Consider the following 18,947-nt stretch of genomic DNA (forward strand, 5'->3'; position numbering starts at 1 on the left):
TGTCATGAAACACGTCACCATGTATACCACCGCAGTCTGCCCCTACTGCATCCGCGCCAAGCAAGTGCTGGCCAGCAAGGGCGTGACCGGCATTGAAGAAATCCGCATTGATCTGGACGATGCGGCACGCGATCACATGATGAGCAGCACCGGCCGGCGCACCGTGCCACAAATCTTCATCGGCGACACCCATGTCGGCGGCTGCGACGATCTGGTGGCTCTGAACCAGGCCGGCAAGCTGGACGTGCTGCTGGCTGATTGACCGCCATCAAGCAAGCACGGAGTCGCCTGCTGCCATGGCCCATTCCCGCTGGGCCGCACTGGCCGCACACCGTGCTTTCATGCGATGATGCAAACCTGATTTTCCTTTGCAACCGGCCGCCCGGGGCGGCCATCAGCGAGACTGAGACATGAGCGAGCAACAAGAGCTGCAACCGGTATTCTCCATCGAAAAAATCTACGTAAAAGATCTGTCCCTGGAAGTGCCGAATGCACCGCAGGTCTATCTGGAAGCGGCCCAGCCGGAAATCGACATGCAGCTGGCCAGCGAAGGCAAGCAGATTGATGACGGCTTCTATGAAGTGGCGCTGACCGTGACCGTGACCGCCAAGCTGCCGGAAAAAACCATGTTCCTGTGCGAAGTGACCGAAGCCGGTATCTTCCGCATCGAAAACGTGCCGGTCGAAGACATCGAACCCATTCTTGGCGTGGCCTGCCCGAACATCCTGTTCCCCTATGCCCGTGAGACTGTTTCCAATCTGGTGAACCGCGCTGGCTTCCCGCCGGTACTGCTGTCGCCGATCAACTTCGAAGCGCTGTACATGCAGCAGCGCGCCCAGCAAGCCGAAGCCGGCAACGCCTGATGCTGCGCCGCCTCGTCGCCGCTGCTGCCGTGCTGGCCGGGCTGTATGCCCTGCCGGCGCAGGCGCTGGAATTCCGTTCGGTCAAGGAAACCGGTGTGGCGCTGTACGAGGCGCCCACATTGAGTGCCAAAAAGCTGTTCGTGGTCAGCCGCTATTATCCGGTGGAAGTGTTGTCCAGCCAGAAAGAGTGGTCGCGCGTGCGTGACGCCACTGGCGGCATCGCCTGGATTCCGCTGGCGGCACTGTCCGGCCAGCGCTGGTTGCTGGTGACGGCCGACCAGACCGTGGTGCGCGCCACGGCCTCTGCCGATGGCCAACCCGTGTTCAGCGTGGCCCGCGATGGCGTGCTGCAATGGCAGGAAGCGCCCAAGGATGGCTGGGTCAAGGTCAAGCACCGCGACGGCAGCAGCGGCTTTGCCCGCATCACCGATCTGTGGGGCCTGTAAACCATGAAACTGGCCATTCTGGGGAGTGGGGCATGGGGTAGCGCATTGGCGCTAGCTTTTGCCCGTCATCATGATGTCAGCCTGTGGGGGCGCGATGCCGCCCAGATGTCCGACATGGCGGCCGAGCGTGTCAACCGCCGCTATCTGCCGGACTGTCCCTTTCCCGACAGCATCACGCTGACCGCGGAATTGCCACGTGCCATCCACGGCGCCGAGCTGATCCTTATCGTCACCCCCATCGTTGGCCTGCGGCCTACCTTGCGGGCGTTGACGGCACTGTCTTCCGCGCTGCCGCCCATCCTGTGGGCGTGCAAGGGCTTCGAAACCGGTTCCAGCCTGCTGCCGCATCAGGTGGTGGCCGAAGAGTTGCCGACTGATCACCCCTGTGGCGTATTGTCCGGCCCCAGTTTCGCCCGCGAAGTGGCAGAAGGCCTGCCGGCTGCAGTAACCATCGCCGCGGATGACGGCGAGTTTGCCCGGCGTATTGCGCGTGAGCTGCACAGCCCGCTGCTGCGGCTGTATGCCAATGATGATCTGGTGGGTGTTGAAGTGGGTGGCGCGGTCAAGAATGTGATGGCCATTGCCACAGGCGTAGCCGATGGGCTGGGTTTTGGCATGAATGCCCGCGCCGCGCTCATTACCCGTGGTCTGGCGGAAATCACCCGTCTGGCCAGTGCGCTGGGTGCCAGCCAGCAGACCATGATGGGCTTGTCCGGCATGGGCGATCTCATTCTCACCTGCACCGGCGCGCTGTCGCGCAATCGTCAGGTGGGACTGAAGCTGGCCGAAGGCAAATCGCTGGAGATCATTCTGGCCGAGCTGGGCCATGTGGCTGAAGGCGTGAGCACCGCTCGCGAAGTGCTGACCATGGCGGAAAGACTGGAAGTGGAAATGCCGATTACCGCGGCCGTGTGCGGCCTGCTGTATCAGGGCAATGATCCGCATCGGGTGGTGGAAGGGCTGCTGAGCCGCGCGCCCAAGTCCGAAGGTGGCGGTGCGCTGGATTGATGCTTGCCGTGTACCAATGAAAAAAGCCTCCATCATGGAGGCTTTTTTTAATGTTTCATGCCCTGGCAGTGATGGGGGCTGCTTCAGGCTTGGAGCGGTTAACAAGAGCGTAGCGTCCCTGGGGCAAGGCACCGACGCAGACTGTACCAGCAGGACGGCCAGCAGGCGCAAGGCCGCAACAGGGTTTTTGTCAGCGGCTGTTAGTGCGTGCGCTGGTTCTCACGCAGGCTCTGTGCATCCCAGTAGGCATTGATGTTCTGGATGCGCTGCTGCTCGGCGGCCGGCAGTTTGGCGAAGTCATTCTTGATCGTTTGCTGCTCGGCCTGCCAGGCGCTTACCGTGGCTGCTGCCGGCGGGTTGTTCTCGGTGTCATGGGCAAAAGCGGCGCTGCTGGTGATCAGGGTAATCAGGGCGATGGCTAGGGTTTTCATACTGTTTTCCTTGCTGATGAGATTGTGTGTCTGCTGTGTTCTACAGCTTGGGAACAGTATATTTTTAGTAATCAGTTCAATAAATACCTATTATTTAAACCATTTATTTACTATTGGTGTTTAATAGGACGAAACTTTGGCCGGTGCGCATAGTCGACACCGGTCTGTCATGTCATAGCACCAGTACGTGGTTCTGCTGTTGACTCAGGCTGAGCTGCTACTGTCGTCGCTTCCTGCTGTCCTGTCAGGATGGTCAGCGGGCGGCTCTGCCAGCTGCAGCCGTGCGGCAATGTCGTGCTGCTTGAAACGGCCGTTGCTATGGCACAACCGCTCCGCGTACAGAATGACATTGTCGCTGTCGGCAATCAGGATGGCCGGGGCGGTATAGCCGCTGAGTGGGTAGCCGCTGGCCAGCACCCCGTATTGCTTGTGAAAGTCCCGACCACGCAGGGTGGAGAGCAGGGTGACGCCAGGCAGGCCGTGCTCGTGCCGGCTGCGCAGCAGGGAAGAGGGCGAATCCACACACACCACGATCAGTTGCAGGTCTGGCCAGTTTTCGAGAAAGCGGCGGGTATCCCGCAGCAGGGCCAGGCCACCGTGTTCGTCTTCATCCAGCGACAGCAGGGTCAGAATGACCTTGGGCTGGCCGGCAAAAGCCTCCAGCGCAATATCGCGTTTGTGTTCGTCCACCAGCATGAAGCTGGGCAGATAACTGTCCGGCAGCGGGAACTCGCCGCTCACCGGAATGGCCTCGTCGCCATACTGCAGTATGAAATCGTGCATGCGCTGCCTCCTTATCCTTTAATGCTGGACCGCACAGAGCCAAATACAAGGCCGATTCGACATTCTGTTGACGGGCAGGCGCAAAAAAAGCGGCCGAAGCCGCTTGGTGTGGGGTGTGTGCCGCTCAGGGATAGAACCAGTACAGGCTGTATCCCATGGCGCGCACCTTGCCGGCATCCAGCCGCATGGTGACTTTCACCTCGCTGTTGGCATTGAAGCGCTGCAGCTTGAAGTCGTCAGCCTTGAGGTATTCCTTGGGCGAGAACACCTTGCGGATCAGCACCTGATCGTCGGCATCCTTCAGCGAAACTTCCAGCATCGGGTAGTTCTGGGCAAAGGCGGCATGGTTCTTCAGGGTGGCGGACAGCTGGATCAGGTTGGCATGCTCCGGCACGAAGGCCAGCTCCGACCATTCGGTGCGGATCTGGGCGATATCGGTAGGCCAGGGCACGTTGCAGCCAGCAATATGGCAGAAGGCTTCCAGTGCCGGACGCGCTTCCGGTACTTCGGCGGCAATGCGGGTGCGATTGAAGTAAACCAGCTGGCCGGCCAGCAGTACGCTGCCGATGATGGCCAGCAATACCATGACGGTAGTCAGCAGCGGATTGCGCCGGTGCGGCTCGCTGCTTTCTTCGTCGGCTTCACCCAGATCGCCATAGGGATGGGGCGGGCGGGCTGGCGGTGCCGGGGTTTCAGCCAGTTCGGCGCTGGCAGCGGCGGCGGGCGGCGGAACATCGTCGGCCTGCTCACCACGGCGGCGTTTGTTGCCAAACACGTCGGGCAGGGGGGCAGCCTGCTCTGGCTCATCCAGCTCGGCCGCATAGTTCTGGCTGGGCGTCGGGCTGGTTTTGCGGGTTTGCAAGGCTTCGGCCAGCGCACGCTGGAACTCTTCGGCCTCGCGGCTGCTGCCGCTGTCGGGCGGCTGCATGGTATTGGCAGGGGCGAGCGCAGGGGCAGGCTCCAGATCGAAATCGTCGGCAGTGGCCGGGCTGACTGCGGTCTGTGGGTCGAAGTCGGGCAGTTCCAGCTCGAAATCGTCCATCGGATCGGCAGGCGGCTGCGCGCGGGGCACGGCGGCAGCGGGCGGCGTGGCCGGCACGGGCTGCGGTGCGGCTGGCGGTGTCAGTACCGGCGGCGTGTCGGTACTGACAAAATGCTCGGTGGCGTTGAATACATGCGAACAGCGCCCGCAGCGGACGAGTCCGTTGGCGGCAGATAACTGCTTGTCGTTAACCTTGAAACGGGTCTGGCAACTGGGGCACTGTGTCGTATAGCTCATACGCTTGGGCGTCGGGTTCCTGTCAATCGTGTCCAACCCTCGTCGAACACGGGCGTATCCATGGTGAACCACTGCGCATAAATGGCAGACAGTTCATCAGCCTGTTCGGCAAGAATACCGGAAAGAACGATTCTACCACCGGTTTTTACATGGCTTGCCAGCAGCTGGCCAAGCATGCGCAGCGGGTTGGCCAGAATATTGGCCAGCACGACATCATACTGCGCGGCCGGATTGGCATCCGGCAGGCAGAAGGTGGCAGTCACGTTGTTCTGGTCGGCATTGTCGCGACTGGAACGCACCGCCTGGGCATCGATATCCACCCCCAGCGCCGAGCCTGCGCCCAGCTTGAGGGCGGCAATGGCCAGAATGCCGGAGCCGCAGCCGTAATCCAGTACGCTTTCATTGCCCTCTATATGCGCATCCAGCCACTGCAGGCACAGCCGCGTGGTGGGATGGCTGCCGGTGCCGAAAGCCAGGCCCGGGTCCAGCTGCAGGTTGATGGCGTCCGGCGACGGAGCATCGTGCCAGGTGGGGGTGATCCACAGGCGGTCCGAGATGCGGATGGGTTCGAACTGGGATTGCGTCAGGCGTACCCAGTCCTGCTCTTCCACGCGTTCGGTCTTGTACGCCGGCATGGCCAGCTTGCAGGCGGTGCAGGCGGCGGCGATTAGCAGCGCGACGTCGGCATCTTCGGCAAACAGGGTGATGATGCGGCTGTGATTCCACAGCTTGTCCACCGGCATGCCGGGTTCGCCGAAGATGGGCTGTTCCAGCTCGGTGCCGGCCAGCGCATCTTCAATGGCGGTCGACAGCGCGCCGGCGTCCATCAGGGCATCGGCCAGGCGTTCTGCCACGGCCGAATCAGTGTCGATGGTGGCTTGTAGCCAAGCCATTATGCCTCTCCCTTTTTCATCTGCGACAGGCGCTCTTCCAGATAGTGAATACTGGTGCTGCCGCGCTGGAAGGCGGCATCCATGAACAATTCCTGATGCAGCTGGATATTGGTCTTGATGCCGGAGATGGAGATTTCCGACAGCGCCACGCGCATGCGGGCCATGGCCTGTTCGCGGGTGTCACCGTAGGAAATCAGCTTGCCTACCATGGAGTCGTAGTGCGACGGCACGGTATAGCCCTGGTAGATGTGCGAATCGATGCGAATGCCAGGGCCACCGGCCGGATGATAGCTTTCGATCTTGCCCGGCGAGGGTACGAAGGTAAACGGATCTTCCGCGTTGATGCGGCATTCCATGGCATGGCCACGCAGGATGATGTCGCTTTGCTTGTAGCGCAGCTTTTCGCCGGCAGCGATGCGGATCTGCTCCTGCACGATGTCCACGCCGGTAATCATCTCGGTGACCGGGTGTTCTACCTGCACGCGGGTGTTCATTTCAATGAAGTAGAACTCGCCGTTTTCGAACAGGAATTCAAAGGTACCGGCCCCACGGTAGCCGATGCGGCTGCATGCTTCGGCGCAGGCGGTGCCGATGCGCTGACGCTGCTCGTCGGTAATGCCCGGTGCCGGTGCTTCTTCGATGATTTTCTGGTGGCGGCGCTGCATGGAGCAGTCGCGTTCGCCAAGATAGATGGCATTGCCGTATTCGTCGGCCAGAATCTGGATTTCGATATGGCGCGGCTGCTGCAGGTATTTCTCCATGTAGACAGTCGGGTTGCCGAATGCCGCACCGGCTTCGGTGCGGGTCATCTGTACCGAGTTGATCAGCGCGCCTTCGGTATGTACCACGCGCATGCCACGGCCACCGCCGCCACCGGCGGCCTTGATGATGACCGGGAAGCCGATTTTCTTGGCGATCTTGACGATCTCGGCCGGATCATCCGGCAAAGCACCAGCCGAGCCGGGTACGCAAGGCACACCGGCAGCAATCATCGCGTCCTTGGCCGACACCTTGTCGCCCATCAGGCGAATGGTGTCCGGGCGCGGGCCGATGAAGACAAAGCCGGATTGTTCCACGCGTTCGGCAAAGTCGGCGTTTTCCGACAGGAAGCCGTAACCGGGGTGGATGGCCTGGGCGTCGGTCACTTCTGCAGCGGCGATCAGCGCCGGCACGTTCAGATAGCTCTTGGTCGACGGGGCCGGGCCAATGCAGACCGACTCGTCGGCCAGCTTGACGTATTTGGCTTCACGGTCGGCTTCGGAATGCACGACCACGGTCTTGATGCCCATTTCGCGGCAGGCGCGCTGGATGCGCAGGGCGATTTCGCCGCGGTTCGCAATCAGGATTTTTTCAAACATGGTAGGGACGTCCGTAGAGTGGCGCGTCAAACGACAAGGGCACAGACGCTGTGTCTCGTGCCCTGTCATCTCTGGCGTCTATTAGCGAGGCAGAGAAGAATTACTCGATGATGAACAGCGGCTCGCCGTATTCCACCGGCTGGCCGTCTTCGGCCAGTGCGGCCTTCACCACGCCGGAACGGTCGGCTTCGATTTCGTTCATCAGCTTCATGGCTTCGATGATGCACAGGGTATCACCGACATTCACGCTCTGGCCTACTTCCACGAAAGGCTTGGAACCCGGGCTGGCCGAGCGGTAGAAGGTGCCGACCATCGGCGACTTCAGCGCATTGGCGTTGTTGGCCGGGGCCGGGGCTTCTGCTGCGGCTACCGGAGCGGCGGCCGGTGCCATTTGCTGTTGCATCGGCATCTGCATCATCGGCTGGGCGTAGGCGATCTGGGTGTTGGCCGATACGCGGGTGATGCGGACTTTCTCTTCCCCTTCGGTCACCTCGAGTTCGGCAATGCCGGATTCTTCGACGAGATCGATCAGTTTCTTCAGTTTACGCAGATCCATGGTAATCCTTCGGATGGGATGTACTTTATTATGCTCAGGCTTGCGCGGACAAACGCCGGATGGCGTGCGCAAGTGCCAGCTCATAGCCCTGCGCGCCCAGACCGCAGATCACGCCGACCGCCAGATCGGAAAAATACGAATGCTGGCGGAAGGGTTCACGGGCGTGGACGTTGGACAGGTGTACTTCTATGAATGGCACCTTCACCCCCGAAATGGCGTCACGCAGGGCAACGCTGGTGTGGGTAAAGGCCGCTGGATTGATGATGATGAACGACGTTCCGTCTGTCATGCAGGCGTGGACGCGATCAATCAAGAGGTGTTCGGCGTTGCTTTGCAGCGCCTCAAGCTCGAAACCGGCGGCGCTGGCCTGTTCGGTCAGCCGCTGGTTGATGGAGGCAAGCGTATCCCGGCCATAGTGCTGTGGTTCCCGTGTCCCGAGCAGATTGAGGTTGGGGCCGTGCAGCACGAGGATTTTTCCGGTCAAAGCTTTGCTCCTGAGTTCAACATGGGCGCGAGTTTGCCGCAATTAGCGACACGATGTCTAGCTTTTCGAGTATTTCAAACGGTTGTTTGATGGTTGGCGGATGCTGCGGATTTGGCCGGAAAGCCCGCCATTTCGAGCGAATGCACTACAGTGAACCGCATTTTAAACGGTGGCAAATTTTTTACAGTTTCTTGCGCCGCACTCTTGATCAAGCTCAAATTCGGCGCTTGGCCGAACAAGTCCGTGCCGGGGCTGGCTGGCGCGGGTATAATTTGCCGGTTTTGATTCGAGCTTCACGCCATGCTGCTGTCTGATTTCGATTACCACCTGCCAGAACACCTGATTGCCCAGCATCCGCCCGCCGTGCGCGGTGCCAGCCGTTTGCTGCATGTTGCCGGCACTTCCCTGACCGACGGGCAGTTTGCCGATTTTGCCAGCCAGCTCAAGGCCGGTGATGTGATGGTGTTCAACGATACCCGCGTCATCAAGGCCAGACTGTTTGGCGAAAAGGCCAGTGGCGGCAAGATAGAGGCGCTGGTAGAGCGCGTGCTGGATGCCCACACCGTACTGGCCCATGTGCGCTCTTCCAAGTCACCCAAGCCCGGCACGCGGCTGATTTTTGCCGAACGCTGGGAAGCGGAAATGGTCGAGCGCGACGATGCCCTGTTCAAGCTGCGCTTTCTGGCCGAAGACAATGTGTTCGACATCCTGGAGGCTTCCGGCAAGCTGCCGCTGCCTCCCTATATAGAGAGAAGCGCCGAAGGCGACGACGACGAGCGCTACCAGACCGTCTACGCCCGCGAGCAGGGCGCGGTGGCGGCGCCCACTGCCGGCCTGCACTTTACCGAGGAAATGCTGGCGGCCTTGCAGGCCAAAGGTGTGGAACTGGCCTATGTCACCCTGCATGTGGGGGCAGGCACCTTCCAGCCGGTGCGGGTGGAAAACATCGCCGAGCACAAGATGCACAGCGAAATCTACGAAGTGCCGCAGCGCACCTTTGAGCTGATCCAGTCAGCGCGTGCGCGGGGCAACCAGGTGCTGGCGGTGGGCACCACCAGCATGCGCGCACTGGAATCTGCCGCGCGCAGTGGCGAGCTGGTGGCTGGCCGTGGCGAGACCGACATCTTCATCACGCCGGGTTACCGTTTCCGCGTGGTAGATCGCTTGCTGACCAATTTCCACCTGCCCAAGTCCACCTTGTTGATGCTGGTCTCGGCTTTTGCCGGCTATCCGGAAATGCGTGCTGCCTACGCCCATGCGGTGCAGCAGCAATACCGTTTCTTCAGCTATGGCGATGCCATGCTGTTGGAACGCAAGGACGAGCAGGGCTAAGCGCCCATCTTTGAAAACGACGAGGCAGACATGGCAGGAATCAGTCCCAATAGTGCCCAAGTGCAGGAAATCACCCTGCATGCCGTTTCGCGTACGCTGGAAATCAGCTTTGATGATGGTGAGCGCTTCCAGCTGCCGGCCGAATACCTGCGGGTGTATTCGCCCTCTGCCGAAGTGCGTGGCCACGGTGCCGGCCAGGAAGTGCTGCAGGTGGGCAAGCGCCAGGTGGCGATCACCGCGCTGGAGCCGGTGGGCCACTACGCCCTGAAGATTACCTTTGATGATGGCCACGACAGCGGCCTCTATAGCTGGTCTTACCTTTACGAGCTGGGTGCGCAGCAAGCGGCATACTGGCAGGATTATCTGAATCGCCTCGCCGCCGCTGGCGCGAGCAGGGAGTGAATATGGATCAAGAAACGCATTTTGGCTTCAAGACGGTGGCCGAGAGTGAAAAGGCCGGCAAGGTAGCCGATGTTTTCCATTCGGTGGCCAAGAAGTACGACGTGATGAACGACCTGATGTCCGGTGGCCTGCATCGCGTGTGGAAGCATTTCACCCTGACCACCTCCGGCGTCAAGCCCGGCGACAAGGTGCTGGATATCGCCGGTGGCACTGGCGACCTGGCACGTGGCTGGTCCAAGCGCGTGGGCAAGAAGGGCGAAGTATGGCTCACCGACATCAACAGCTCCATGCTGACCGTGGGCCGCGACCGCCTGCTGGACGAGGGCCTGATTCTGCCGGTATCGCTGGCGGATGCAGAAAAACTGCCGTTCCCGGACAATTATTTCGATGCGGTGTCGGTGGCCTTCGGCCTGCGCAACATGACGCACAAGGACGCCGCACTGAAGGAAATGTGCCGCGTGCTCAAACCGGGCGGCAAGCTGATGGTGCTGGAGTTCTCCAAGGTATGGAAACCGCTGTCGCCCATCTATGACTTCTATTCCTTCAAGGCGCTGCCGGTGATGGGCAAGATGGTGGCTGGCGATGCCGACAGCTACCAGTACCTGGCCGAATCCATCCGCATGCATCCGGATCAGGAAACCCTGAAGGCCATGATGCTGGAAGCCGGCTTCGGCAAGGTGGACTATCACAATATGACGGGTGGTGTGGTGGCGCTGCACAAGGGCTACAAACTCTAAAGCCCCTGTGCCGGGTCTGCCGGTGAAAGCATGACAAGGAGATTCCATGGACGGCATCACCAATCTGTGGGCCTTCATGGCGGCAGGCTTGTTGCTTAACCTGACGCCCGGCCCGGACACTTTTTACATCCTGGGTCGCAGCACGGCACAGGGCAGTCGTGTCGGCCTGCTGTCAGCGCTGGGCATAGGCCTGGGCAGTCTCGGGCACACCCTGCTGGCCGCCTTTGGCCTGTCAGCGCTGCTGGCGACATCGGCCATGGCCTTTCTGGCAGTCAAGCTGCTGGGGGCGGGCTATCTGCTGTGGCTGGGCGTGAAGATGCTGCGTCGTCCTGGCAGCAGCGTGGCTGGTGATGCTGCCCGGTTGGAAGCCGCGCGGCCAGCCAAGATTCTGCGCGAGGCCTTCTTCACCAATCTGTTCAATCCCAAGGTGGCGCTGTTTTTTCTGGCCTTCCTGCCGCAGTTTGTCAAACCGGGTGCCACCGCCGTGTCCTTTGTGATTCTGGGCCTCAGCTTTGTTGCCACCGGCTTTGCCTGGTGTGCGGCATTGGCCTTGCTGTCGGCCCGGTTGGGCGACTGGCTGCGGCGCAAGGGTGTGGCGCAGCGACTGGACCAGCTGTGTGGCGGCCTGTTTATCCTGCTGGGTATCAATCTCTTGTTTGCCCGGCTGAAACACTGAAACCGGGCCGCTTGTTTGTGGAGCATTGCTGATGCGTATCCAGATTGCCGTATTCAATCATCTGCTGAACCAGCAGCCCGCCGTGCGCGCCGAGCTGGCGGCCCATGCCGGCCGCCGTGTTGGCATCGCCCTGGCTCCGCTCACCGTGCGTGGGGTGATTACCGATGATGGCTGGCTGGCTGCCTGTGAGGGCGAGCCTGAGGCCGTCATCCGCTTGCAGCATGCCGCTGCGCTGGCAGCGGTGAGCGGTCGTGATCCGGCGCTGAGTGATGTCAGCCTGGAAGGCGACGCCGAGCTGGCTGTGGCCATTGGCCGTCTGATTGCGCGTCTGCGCTGGGATGCTGGCGAAGACCTGTCGCGGGTCATGGGCGATGTGGCGGCCAACCGTTTGCAGCGCGTGGCACGGGCCTCGCTGGGCTTCAAGGGTGAAATTGCCTGGCGCTTGCTGGAAAACTGGGTAGAGCACCTGCGCGAAGAAGCGCCCATGCTGGCCAGCCGGCAAGCCGTGGGCAGCTATCTGCGTGCGGTGGACAGCCTGCGCGATGATGTGGCGCGTAGCGAAAAAAGACTGGCGCGGCTGGAAGCGGTGCTGGTGAAACCAAAGGAATAAGGGCTAGCCCGGTCATTATGCGGATTTCGCGTTTTTTCAAGATTGTTTCCACGCTTTACCGTTATGGTCTGGATGATTTTTTCGAAGGTCATTCGCGCCTGGGTTTTGTCCACACGCTGCTGAAGCTGTGTCCGCTGCCGCGAGATGTCAGCGCGCCCTTGCCAGAACGGGTGAGGCTGGCACTGGAAGGGCTGGGGCCGATTTTCGTCAAGTTCGGCCAGGTCTTGTCGACCCGGCGTGACCTGCTGCCGCCCGACTATGCCGATGCGCTGGCCCAGTTGCAGGACCGGGTGGCCCCGTTTGACGGCGCGCTGGCGCGGCAGGTGATCGAACAGAGCTTCGGCCAGCCGGTAGAGAATTTGTTTGTGGATTTTGAGATCACCCCGGTGGCCAGTGCCTCGGTGGCGCAGGTGCACAAGGCCTGGCTCAAGCAGCCGGATGGCAGCCGTGGCCGCGAGGTGGCGGTCAAGGTATTGCGCCCCGGCATTCAGCCGGTGATTGAGCAGGATCTGGCCTTGATGTCCACGCTGGCCCGCTGGGTGGAGCGTTTCTTCATTGATGGCAAACGGCTGAAACCGCGCGAGGTGGTGGCCGAGTTCGACAAGTATCTGCACGACGAACTGGACATGATGCACGAGGCGGCCAATGCCTCGCAGCTGCGGCGCAACTTCACCGGCTCGGACATGCTGATCGTGCCGGAAGTGTTTTACGACTACACCAACCGCAATGTGCTGACGCTGGAGTGGATGCACGGCACGCCGGTGGGGCAGATCGAGCGCCTGCGCGAGCAGGGTGTGGACTTGAGCAAGCTGTCGCGCTTCGGGGTGGAAATCTTCTTTACCCAGGTGTTCCGCCATGGTTTTTTCCATGCCGACATGCACCCGGGCAATATCTTCGTGGCGGAAGATGGCCGCTATATCGCGCTGGATTTCGGCATCGTCGGTAGCCTCACTGATGAAGACAAGCATTATCTGGCGGTGAATTTCCTCGCCTTCTTCAATCGCGATTACCACCGCGTGGCCACCGCGCATATTGAATCCGGCTGGGTGCCGAAAACCACCCGCGCTGAGGAGCTGGAAGCGGCAGTACGCACGGTGTGCGAGCCCATCTTTGAAAAACCCTTGTCGGAGATTTCCTTCGGCCTGGTGCTGCTGCGCTTGTTTGAAACCAGCCGCCGTTTCAATGTAGAAATCCAGCCGCAGTTGGTCCTGCTGCAAAAAACCCTGCTCAATATCGAGGGACTGGGACGCCAGCTGGACCCCAACCTGGATTTGTGGGTGACCGCCAAGCCTTTCCTTACCAAGTGGATGAACGAGCAGATGGGTTGGCGTGGCATGCTGCGCACCCTCAAGCAGGAGGCTCCGCAATGGGCCACCACCCTGCCTACGCTGCCGCGCAAGCTGAATGAGGCGCTGTCTGCCGCCAAGAGCGACCTGCTGGTGGAGGGGTATATCCAGCTGATGCGAGAGCAGAAGCGGCAGAATTTCCTGCTGGCGCTGATTGCCATTCTGCTGACCGCCTTGCTGGCCAAATCCTTGTTGTAATCTGCGGGATGGGGAAACAGAAAAGCACGCGACTGCTGGCAGCGCGTGCTTTTTTCATGCAATAGCCATGGTGTTAGCCGGCGATGGCGCTTCCCCTGGGCTGAAGCGTTGCCGGCACATGCAGCGGCGCGGCGGTGCGCGAGCTGATGTCATGCAGGCTGACGCCCGGTGCCAGCTCCTGCAGATGCAGGCCGTCGACCTCCACCCGGATTACGCCCAGATCGGTAATGATCAGGCTGACCACGCCGACACCGGTCAAGGGCAGGGTGCAGCGCTCCAGTAGTTTGGCTTCCTCGCTGCCATCCTTTTTCTTGGCGGTGTGCTCCATCAGCACCACCACCCGCCCCACGCCGGCCACCAGATCCATCGCCCCGCCCATGCCCTTGACCATCTTGCCCGGAATCATCCAGTTGGCCAGATCGCCACTCTGGCTGACCTGCATGGCACCCAGAATGGCCAGTTTGATCTTGCCGCCACGGATCATGCCGAAGGAGTCGGCCGAGCTGAAGATGGCCGAACCGGGCAGGGTGGTGATGGTCTGCTTGCCGGCGTTGATCAGGTCGGCGTCCACTTGCTCTGCCGTCGGAAACGGGCCGATGCCCAGCAGGCCGTTTTCTGATTGCAGCCACACTTCCATGCCGGCTGGCACATGGTTGGCCACCAGCGTCGGCAGGCCAATGCCCAGGTTCACATAAAAGCCGTCCTGCAATTCCTGTGCCGCACGGGCGGCCATTTGTTCTCGGGTCCAGGCCATGTTCAAGCCTCCGCCAGACTGGCAGCGCGCACGGTGCGCTGCTCGATGCGTTTTTCGGGATGGGGGTTCAGCACCAGTCGCTGCACAAAGATACCGGGGGTGTGGATGGCATCCGGGTCCAGCATGCCGTTTTCCACGATTTCTTCCACTTCGGCCACGGTGATGCGCCCGGCCATGGCGACATTGGGATTGAAATTGCGGGCGGTACGGCGATAGATCAGGTTACCGGCGCGGTCGGCCTTCCAGGCCTTGACCAGCGCCACATCAGCGCAGAGGGCCTGTTCCAGGATATGCGGCTGGCCATTGAAGTTGCGAACCTCTTTGCCTTCCGCCACCAGCGTGCCGTAGCCGGTGCGGGTGAAGAAGGCGGGAATGCCGCTGCCGCCAGCGCGCAGTTTTTCCGCCAGCGTGCCTTGCGGGGTGAATTCCAGCTCCAGCTCGCCATTCAGGTACTGGCGTTCGAATTCCTTGTTCTCCCCCACGTAGGAAGCAATCATCTTGCGAATCTGTCGGGTGTTGAGCAGCTGGCCCAGGCCAAAGCCGTCCACGCCGGCATTATTGGAAATGGCGGTGAGATTGCACACGCCGCTGTCGCGCAGTGCGGCGATCAGCGCTTCGGGAATGCCGCACAGGCCGAAGCCGCCCACGGCAATGGTCTGGCCATCGGCCACGATGTCGGCCAGGGCGCTGGCCGCATCCGGGTAAAGCTTGTTCATTGGTTTTCCTTGCTTGCTTTACTGGGCAGTCCAGCCGCCGTCCATGGCCCAGGCAGCACCGCGTACTTCATCGGCCGCCGGGCTGCACAGGAACACCGCCAGCGCACCCAGCTGCTGCGGCGTGACAAACTGGCCGGAGGGTTGCTTCTCGGCCAGCAGCGCTTGCTGGGCCTGTTGCGGGCTGCTGCCCTGCTGCGCGGCGCGGTCGGCAATCTGCTGTGCCACCAGCGGGGTGAGCACCCAGCCCGGACAAATGGCATTGCAGGTGACGGGGCTGTGGGCGGTTTCCAGCGCCACGGTTTTGGTGAGGCCCAGCACGCCGTGTTTGGCTGCCACATAGGCGGATTTGCCGCTGGAGGCCACCAGGCCGTGGGTGGAGGCGATATTGATGATGCGGCCCCAGCCGCGCTCGCGCATGGCCGGCAGCAGCAGACGGGTGGTGTGGAACACCGCACTCAGATTGATGGCCAGCACCTTGTCCCATTGCGCCGGGGGAAAGTCTTCTATCCGGGCCACATGCTGGATGCCGGCGTTGTTGACCAGAATGTCCACACCGCCGCACTCTGCAGTGGCGAAATCGCACAGCGCGTCAATCTGGGCCGGGTCGGACAAATCTGCCGGATGATGCCAGGCCTGCACGCCCAGTGCCTGTATCTGTGCCAGGGCGGCTGCCACATCGCCAAAGCCGTTGAGCACGATATTGGCCCCGGCTTCGGCCAGTGCTTGGGCAATGCCCAGGCCGATGCCGCTGGTGGAGCCGGTGACCAGCGCGGTTTTTCCTGCCAGTGAAGTCATGATGGATATCCTGTCAGGCCCCGCCGGCTGGCAGAGCCTGAACGCTATAGAGAATTAAACGAGGCCGGTGAGGTAGAACACGCTGATGACGAAGAACACCGCCAGCGTCTTGATCAGGGTGACCGCGAAGATGTCGCGGTAAGCCTCGCGGTGGGTGAGGCCGGTGACTGCCAGCAGGGTGATCACCGCGCCGTTATGCGGCAGGGTGTCCATGCCGCCACTGGCCATGGCCACTACGCGGTGCAGCACTTCCAGCGGAATGCCGGCCGCCTGGCAGGCGCTGATGAACTGTTCGCCCATGGCGGCCAGCGCGATGCTCATGCCGCCGGAAGCCGAACCGGTCACCCCGGCCAGGGTGCTGACCGTGACGGCGGCATTGACCAGCGGATTGGGAATGTTCTGCAAGGCATGCGCAATCACCATGAAGCCAGGCAGGGCGGCAATCACCGCGCCAAAACCGTATTCCGAGGCGGTGTTCATCGCCGCCAGCATGGCTCCGGCGATGGCACCCTTGCTGCCCTCGGCAAATTTCTCGCGGATGGCCGGCCAGGCGCTGAGGGCAACGAAGGCAATGCCCAGCAGCAGGGCGGCTTCTACCGACCAGATGGCGGTGACGGTGGAGATCTGCGTGGTGACTGGTTTACTCATGCCGGCCAGTTTCAGCTCATGGCTGACCCCATACCAGGCGGGAATCCAGCGGGTGAAGGCAAAGTTGCTGATGCCGATCAACAGCAAGGGGGCCATGGCCAGCCAGGGCGAGGGCAGGTTGCTGGTGTCGATGTGTTCCGGCTCGTTGTGCAAATCGGTGCCATAGCCTTCGCCCTTGGCCATCAGGCTGCGACGGCGCCATTCCAGATAAGCCAGCCCGACGAGGGTGATGAACAGCGCGCCAACCACACCCAGTACCGGGGCCGCCCAGGCCGTGGTCTTGAAAAAAGTGGTGGGGATGATGTTCTGGATCTGCGGCGTACCCGGCAGCGAATCCATGGTGAAGGAGAAGGCCCCCAGTGCCACCGTGCCGGGAATCAGCCGCTTGGGAATATTGCTCTGGCGGAACATCTCGGCGGCAAAGGGATAGACGGCGAATACCACTACGAATAGCGAAACCCCGCCGTAAGTCAGCAGCGCGCATACCGCTACGATGACGGCGATGGCGCGTTTCTCGCCGATAAAGCGGATGACGGCAGCAACAATCGACTTGGAAAAGCCGGACAGCTCCACCAGCTTGCCGAACACCGAACCCAGCAGGAATACCGGAAAGTACAGTTTGACGAAGCCCACCATCTTGTCCATGAACAGCCCGCTGAAGGCAGGTGCCACGGCAGAGGGTTCGGTTAGCAGGACGGCGCCCAATGCCGCCAGTGGTGCCATCAGAATGACGCTGTAGCCGCGATAGGCCGCCAGCATCAGGAAGAACAGTGCCAGTAAAACCACGATAAAACTCATGGTGCATCTCCTCTATTGTTGTGTGGCCCACTGCGGGGCCCTTGTGTGGACCTGGCGCATGGCCCTGTCCCTGAACGGGATAACAGCAGGAAGCGTGCCTGAATTGGATATTCAATTAAATCAATAGCTTGCTGTGAATTGTGCTGGCGGTGAGGGCTTGCTGTCTCTGTTTGGAGACGCTATGGCGGCTTAGGACAGTGGCAGGGCCGCTAGTGGCGGGGGGAGCGCGGCCCGTCTCGCTTGGTAGACGCTGTCTCTGTTTCGAGACGAGGCCGGATGTCCTGCCGCTGACTGGGCTTGTGCTGGCGGCTAGGGCAGGGTGCGGATGCCCAGCGCGGCCAGCTTCTTGTATAGGGTGGCGCGGCCCATGCCCAGCTGGCGGGCGGCGGTTGGCACATGGCCGGCGGCGGCGGCCAGCGCTTGGCGTAGCAGTTGCGCCTCGAAGCGCGCCATCTGCTGCTGGTAATCGCCACCATCCTGCTGCGCGGCAGGCATGGGGCCCAGCAGGCTGTTGATGTCGGCTTCGTCCAGCATGCCGCCCTGGCTGAGCATGCTGGCCCGCTCCAGAATATTGCGCAGCTCACGCACATTGCCCGGCCAGTGATAGGCAGCCAGCCGCTGCATGGCTGCCAGCGTCAACTGGCAGCGCCCCATGTGGCCGCGCTGCGCCAGTTGCAGCAGCAGCGATTCGCACAGCGCAGGCAAATCCTGCAGATGGGCACGCAGCGGCGGCAGCTGGATGGTCAGCACATTCAGCCGGTAGTAGAGGTCGGCGCGGAAGCTGCCGGCTGCCACCTTTTCTTCCAGCCGGGCCGAGGTGGCGGCAATGATGCGGATATCCGCCCGCAGCACGCGGTTGGAGCCCAGCTGTTCGAATTCCTTGTCCTGCAATACCCGCAGCAGCTTGGCTTGCAGTGCGGCCGGCATGTCGCCGATTTCATCCAGAAACAGCGTGCCGCCATCAGCCAGTTGCAGCTTGCCGCTGCGGCCTTTCTTGTCTGCCCCGGTATAGGCACCGGCGCTGGCACCGAACAGCTCGGCTTCCAGCAGGGTATCGGGAATGGCCGCCATGTTCAGGCTGACCAGCGGCTTGCCTGCCCGTGGCGAGGCGGCGTGAATGGCATGGGCCAGCACTTCCTTGCCGGTGCCGGTTTCACCCAGCAGCAGCACTGCACCTTCCAGCGGTGCTGCCAGCCGCGCCTGGCGCTTGACCTCGCTGATCAGCGGGCTGTCGCCGACAAAATGTTCGAAGCTGTATTTGGCGCGGCGTGCCTGGGCCAGCGATTCACGGGTGGCGGCCAGCTCCTCGGCCAAACGGGTGAATTTGGCCACCAGCGGTGCCAGCGACTGGATCTTGTCGAACAGGGCAAAGCCGACCGCGCCAACGGTACGCCCGGTGGCATCTTTCAAGGGGAGGCGGGTGACCACCAGCTGGTCGCCGCCGGTGGGCATGATGTCCAGCAGCATGGGTTCGCCGGTGCGCAGCACTTCGCGCATCTGGCTATTGGGAATGACGCTTTCCACCGGCTGGCCCAGCGTGCTCTGCGGGTCGGCAAAGCCAAAACGCCCGGCATAGCGGGCATTGATCCAGATGATGCGGGCCTGCTCATCCACGATCACCGTTCCCTGGTAAATATCATCCATATGCTGGAACAGCGACTGCATCGCCCATTGCCGGACGTGATCATAATCTGCCAGTTCGGTAGCGGAGTGGGGCACGGTCTGTCCTTGGGCGACGTGGATGAGGCAGATTACCACGCAGCTTGGGCGCATCGCCAAGCAGCTTGGCATGCTTGCAATATTATATGAAAATATATAATATAAATCATGCAAA

Annotated in this window: 22 protein-coding genes; 10 read left to right on the forward strand and 12 right to left on the reverse strand. The window is 61.5% G+C overall.

The window, feature by feature from the left end; translation table 11 throughout:
• The first annotated feature begins 4 nt into the window (after positions 1-4).
• The 4 genes from grxC to FAZ30_RS08930 all read left to right on the forward strand — a co-directional run bounded on the left by grxC (position 5) and on the right by FAZ30_RS08930 (position 2,317).
• Positions 5-262 (forward strand): glutaredoxin 3, encoded by a 258-nt coding sequence (gene grxC, locus FAZ30_RS08915; protein ID WP_124643230.1) that lies wholly within the window; start codon positions 5-7, stop codon positions 260-262.
• A gap of 148 nt (positions 263-410) precedes the next feature.
• Positions 411-863: a protein-export chaperone SecB gene (gene secB / locus FAZ30_RS08920; RefSeq protein ID WP_124643228.1), complete on the forward strand. Its 453-nt coding sequence runs from the start codon at positions 411-413 to the stop codon at positions 861-863.
• The gene (locus FAZ30_RS08925; RefSeq protein WP_124643226.1) at positions 863-1,309 is read left to right on the forward strand and encodes an SH3 domain-containing protein; all 447 of its coding nucleotides are present in this window, start codon (positions 863-865) and stop codon (positions 1,307-1,309) included. Before secB ends, FAZ30_RS08925 begins: the two co-directional genes overlap by 1 nt.
• Positions 1,310-1,312: 3 nt before the next feature.
• Positions 1,313-2,317, forward strand: a complete 1,005-nt coding sequence (locus FAZ30_RS08930) for an NAD(P)H-dependent glycerol-3-phosphate dehydrogenase (RefSeq protein ID WP_124643224.1) — start codon at positions 1,313-1,315, stop codon at positions 2,315-2,317.
• A 200-nt stretch (positions 2,318-2,517) separates the two neighbouring features.
• Here FAZ30_RS08930 and FAZ30_RS08935 read toward each other — a convergent pair whose 3' ends face one another.
• The 7 genes from FAZ30_RS08935 to aroQ all read right to left on the reverse strand — a co-directional run bounded on the left by FAZ30_RS08935 (position 2,518) and on the right by aroQ (position 8,101).
• Positions 2,518-2,748, reverse strand: a complete 231-nt coding sequence (locus FAZ30_RS08935) for a hypothetical protein (protein WP_124643222.1) — start codon at positions 2,746-2,748, stop codon at positions 2,518-2,520.
• A 204-nt stretch (positions 2,749-2,952) separates the two neighbouring features.
• Positions 2,953-3,531 (reverse strand): thioredoxin domain-containing protein, encoded by a 579-nt coding sequence (locus FAZ30_RS08940; RefSeq protein ID WP_205676656.1) that lies wholly within the window; start codon positions 3,529-3,531, stop codon positions 2,953-2,955.
• Positions 3,532-3,655: 124 nt separating this feature from the next.
• Positions 3,656-4,810, reverse strand: a complete 1,155-nt coding sequence (locus FAZ30_RS08945; RefSeq protein WP_137009301.1) for a DUF3426 domain-containing protein — start codon at positions 4,808-4,810, stop codon at positions 3,656-3,658.
• On the reverse strand, positions 4,807-5,703 hold the full coding sequence (gene prmA / locus FAZ30_RS08950; protein ID WP_124643218.1) for a 50S ribosomal protein L11 methyltransferase: 897 nt from the start codon (positions 5,701-5,703) through the stop codon (positions 4,807-4,809). The genes FAZ30_RS08945 and prmA overlap by 4 nt, the downstream gene beginning before the upstream one ends.
• On the reverse strand, positions 5,703-7,061 hold the full coding sequence (gene accC, locus FAZ30_RS08955; protein ID WP_124643216.1) for an acetyl-CoA carboxylase biotin carboxylase subunit: 1,359 nt from the start codon (positions 7,059-7,061) through the stop codon (positions 5,703-5,705). The genes prmA and accC overlap by 1 nt, the downstream gene beginning before the upstream one ends.
• 100 nt (positions 7,062-7,161) lie before the next feature.
• Entirely contained in the window at positions 7,162-7,617 is a 456-nt protein-coding gene (gene accB, locus FAZ30_RS08960) for an acetyl-CoA carboxylase biotin carboxyl carrier protein (protein WP_124643214.1), read from the reverse strand.
• A gap of 34 nt (positions 7,618-7,651) precedes the next feature.
• A complete protein-coding gene (gene aroQ / locus FAZ30_RS08965) occupies positions 7,652-8,101 on the reverse strand; it encodes a type II 3-dehydroquinate dehydratase (RefSeq protein ID WP_059287045.1) in 450 nt (149 codons plus the stop codon).
• A 300-nt stretch (positions 8,102-8,401) separates the two neighbouring features.
• On the opposite strand from aroQ, the gene queA reads away from it, so the two are divergent.
• Genes queA through ubiB form a run of 6 tightly spaced genes read left to right on the forward strand, consistent with a single transcriptional unit; the run spans position 8,402 to position 13,402 of the window.
• Complete coding sequence (gene queA, locus FAZ30_RS08970; RefSeq protein WP_137009303.1) at positions 8,402-9,433, forward strand: tRNA preQ1(34) S-adenosylmethionine ribosyltransferase-isomerase QueA; 1,032 nt, start codon at positions 8,402-8,404, stop codon at positions 9,431-9,433.
• Positions 9,434-9,463: 30 nt separating this feature from the next.
• Entirely contained in the window at positions 9,464-9,835 is a 372-nt protein-coding gene (locus FAZ30_RS08975; RefSeq protein WP_124643210.1) for a gamma-butyrobetaine hydroxylase family protein, read from the forward strand.
• 2 nt (positions 9,836-9,837) lie between these two features.
• Positions 9,838-10,572, forward strand: a complete 735-nt coding sequence (gene ubiE / locus FAZ30_RS08980; protein ID WP_124643208.1) for a bifunctional demethylmenaquinone methyltransferase/2-methoxy-6-polyprenyl-1,4-benzoquinol methylase UbiE — start codon at positions 9,838-9,840, stop codon at positions 10,570-10,572.
• Positions 10,573-10,618: 46 nt separating this feature from the next.
• Positions 10,619-11,248 carry a LysE family translocator gene (locus FAZ30_RS08985; protein ID WP_137009305.1) on the forward strand — a complete coding sequence of 210 codons (630 nt, stop codon included), beginning with the start codon at positions 10,619-10,621 and terminating at the stop codon, positions 11,246-11,248.
• Between the two features lie 31 nt (positions 11,249-11,279).
• Entirely contained in the window at positions 11,280-11,858 is a 579-nt protein-coding gene (locus FAZ30_RS08990) for a ubiquinone biosynthesis accessory factor UbiJ (protein ID WP_137009307.1), read from the forward strand.
• 17 nt (positions 11,859-11,875) lie between these two features.
• Entirely contained in the window at positions 11,876-13,402 is a 1,527-nt protein-coding gene (gene ubiB / locus FAZ30_RS08995; RefSeq protein WP_124643202.1) for a ubiquinone biosynthesis regulatory protein kinase UbiB, read from the forward strand.
• A gap of 73 nt (positions 13,403-13,475) precedes the next feature.
• Here ubiB and FAZ30_RS09000 read toward each other — a convergent pair whose 3' ends face one another.
• The 5 genes from FAZ30_RS09000 to FAZ30_RS09020 all read right to left on the reverse strand — a co-directional run bounded on the left by FAZ30_RS09000 (position 13,476) and on the right by FAZ30_RS09020 (position 18,832).
• On the reverse strand, positions 13,476-14,156 hold the full coding sequence (locus FAZ30_RS09000) for a 3-oxoacid CoA-transferase subunit B (protein WP_137009309.1): 681 nt from the start codon (positions 14,154-14,156) through the stop codon (positions 13,476-13,478).
• Between the two features lie 2 nt (positions 14,157-14,158).
• The gene (locus FAZ30_RS09005) at positions 14,159-14,872 is read right to left on the reverse strand and encodes a CoA transferase subunit A (RefSeq protein ID WP_137009311.1); all 714 of its coding nucleotides are present in this window, start codon (positions 14,870-14,872) and stop codon (positions 14,159-14,161) included.
• A gap of 18 nt (positions 14,873-14,890) precedes the next feature.
• A complete protein-coding gene (locus FAZ30_RS09010; protein WP_124643196.1) occupies positions 14,891-15,667 on the reverse strand; it encodes a 3-hydroxybutyrate dehydrogenase in 777 nt (258 codons plus the stop codon).
• Positions 15,668-15,721: 54 nt separating this feature from the next.
• Positions 15,722-17,113: a GntP family permease gene (locus FAZ30_RS09015; RefSeq protein ID WP_124643194.1), complete on the reverse strand. Its 1,392-nt coding sequence runs from the start codon at positions 17,111-17,113 to the stop codon at positions 15,722-15,724.
• A 309-nt stretch (positions 17,114-17,422) separates the two neighbouring features.
• Positions 17,423-18,832, reverse strand: coding sequence for a sigma-54 interaction domain-containing protein (locus tag FAZ30_RS09020; RefSeq protein ID WP_281279264.1), 1,410 nt, complete (start codon positions 18,830-18,832; stop codon positions 17,423-17,425).
• Between the last annotated feature and the right edge of the window lie 115 nt (positions 18,833-18,947).

Origin of the sequence: Aquitalea aquatilis, from assembly GCF_005155025.1 — a bacterium.
Lineage (GTDB): Bacteria > Pseudomonadota > Gammaproteobacteria > Burkholderiales > Chromobacteriaceae > Aquitalea > Aquitalea aquatilis.

Excerpts from the sequence above, each read along its gene's own strand:
- ubiE (WP_124643208.1), top strand. The coding sequence starts at position 9,838 with ATGGATCAAGAAACGCATTTTGGCTTCAAGACGGTGGCCGAGAGTGAA.
- prmA (WP_124643218.1), bottom strand. The coding sequence starts at position 5,703 with ATGGCTTGGCTACAAGCCACCATCGACACTGATTCGGCCGTGGCAGAA.
- FAZ30_RS08945 (WP_137009301.1), bottom strand. The coding sequence starts at position 4,810 with ATGAGCTATACGACACAGTGCCCCAGTTGCCAGACCCGTTTCAAGGTT.
- FAZ30_RS09005 (WP_137009311.1), bottom strand. The coding sequence starts at position 14,872 with ATGAACAAGCTTTACCCGGATGCGGCCAGCGCCCTGGCCGACATCGTG.
- FAZ30_RS09000 (WP_137009309.1), bottom strand. The coding sequence starts at position 14,156 with ATGGCCTGGACCCGAGAACAAATGGCCGCCCGTGCGGCACAGGAATTG.
- FAZ30_RS08940 (WP_205676656.1), bottom strand. The coding sequence starts at position 3,531 with ATGCACGATTTCATACTGCAGTATGGCGACGAGGCCATTCCGGTGAGC.
- FAZ30_RS08930 (WP_124643224.1), top strand. The coding sequence starts at position 1,313 with ATGAAACTGGCCATTCTGGGGAGTGGGGCATGGGGTAGCGCATTGGCG.
- FAZ30_RS08925 (WP_124643226.1), top strand. The coding sequence starts at position 863 with ATGCTGCGCCGCCTCGTCGCCGCTGCTGCCGTGCTGGCCGGGCTGTAT.
- FAZ30_RS08935 (WP_124643222.1), bottom strand. The coding sequence starts at position 2,748 with ATGAAAACCCTAGCCATCGCCCTGATTACCCTGATCACCAGCAGCGCC.
- FAZ30_RS09010 (WP_124643196.1), bottom strand. The coding sequence starts at position 15,667 with ATGACTTCACTGGCAGGAAAAACCGCGCTGGTCACCGGCTCCACCAGC.
- FAZ30_RS09015 (WP_124643194.1), bottom strand. The coding sequence starts at position 17,113 with ATGAGTTTTATCGTGGTTTTACTGGCACTGTTCTTCCTGATGCTGGCG.
- FAZ30_RS08990 (WP_137009307.1), top strand. The coding sequence starts at position 11,280 with ATGCGTATCCAGATTGCCGTATTCAATCATCTGCTGAACCAGCAGCCC.
- accB (WP_124643214.1), bottom strand. The coding sequence starts at position 7,617 with ATGGATCTGCGTAAACTGAAGAAACTGATCGATCTCGTCGAAGAATCC.
- secB (WP_124643228.1), top strand. The coding sequence starts at position 411 with ATGAGCGAGCAACAAGAGCTGCAACCGGTATTCTCCATCGAAAAAATC.
- accC (WP_124643216.1), bottom strand. The coding sequence starts at position 7,061 with ATGTTTGAAAAAATCCTGATTGCGAACCGCGGCGAAATCGCCCTGCGC.
- FAZ30_RS08975 (WP_124643210.1), top strand. The coding sequence starts at position 9,464 with ATGGCAGGAATCAGTCCCAATAGTGCCCAAGTGCAGGAAATCACCCTG.
- queA (WP_137009303.1), top strand. The coding sequence starts at position 8,402 with ATGCTGCTGTCTGATTTCGATTACCACCTGCCAGAACACCTGATTGCC.
- grxC (WP_124643230.1), top strand. The coding sequence starts at position 5 with ATGAAACACGTCACCATGTATACCACCGCAGTCTGCCCCTACTGCATC.
- ubiB (WP_124643202.1), top strand. The coding sequence starts at position 11,876 with ATGCGGATTTCGCGTTTTTTCAAGATTGTTTCCACGCTTTACCGTTAT.
- FAZ30_RS08985 (WP_137009305.1), top strand. The coding sequence starts at position 10,619 with ATGGACGGCATCACCAATCTGTGGGCCTTCATGGCGGCAGGCTTGTTG.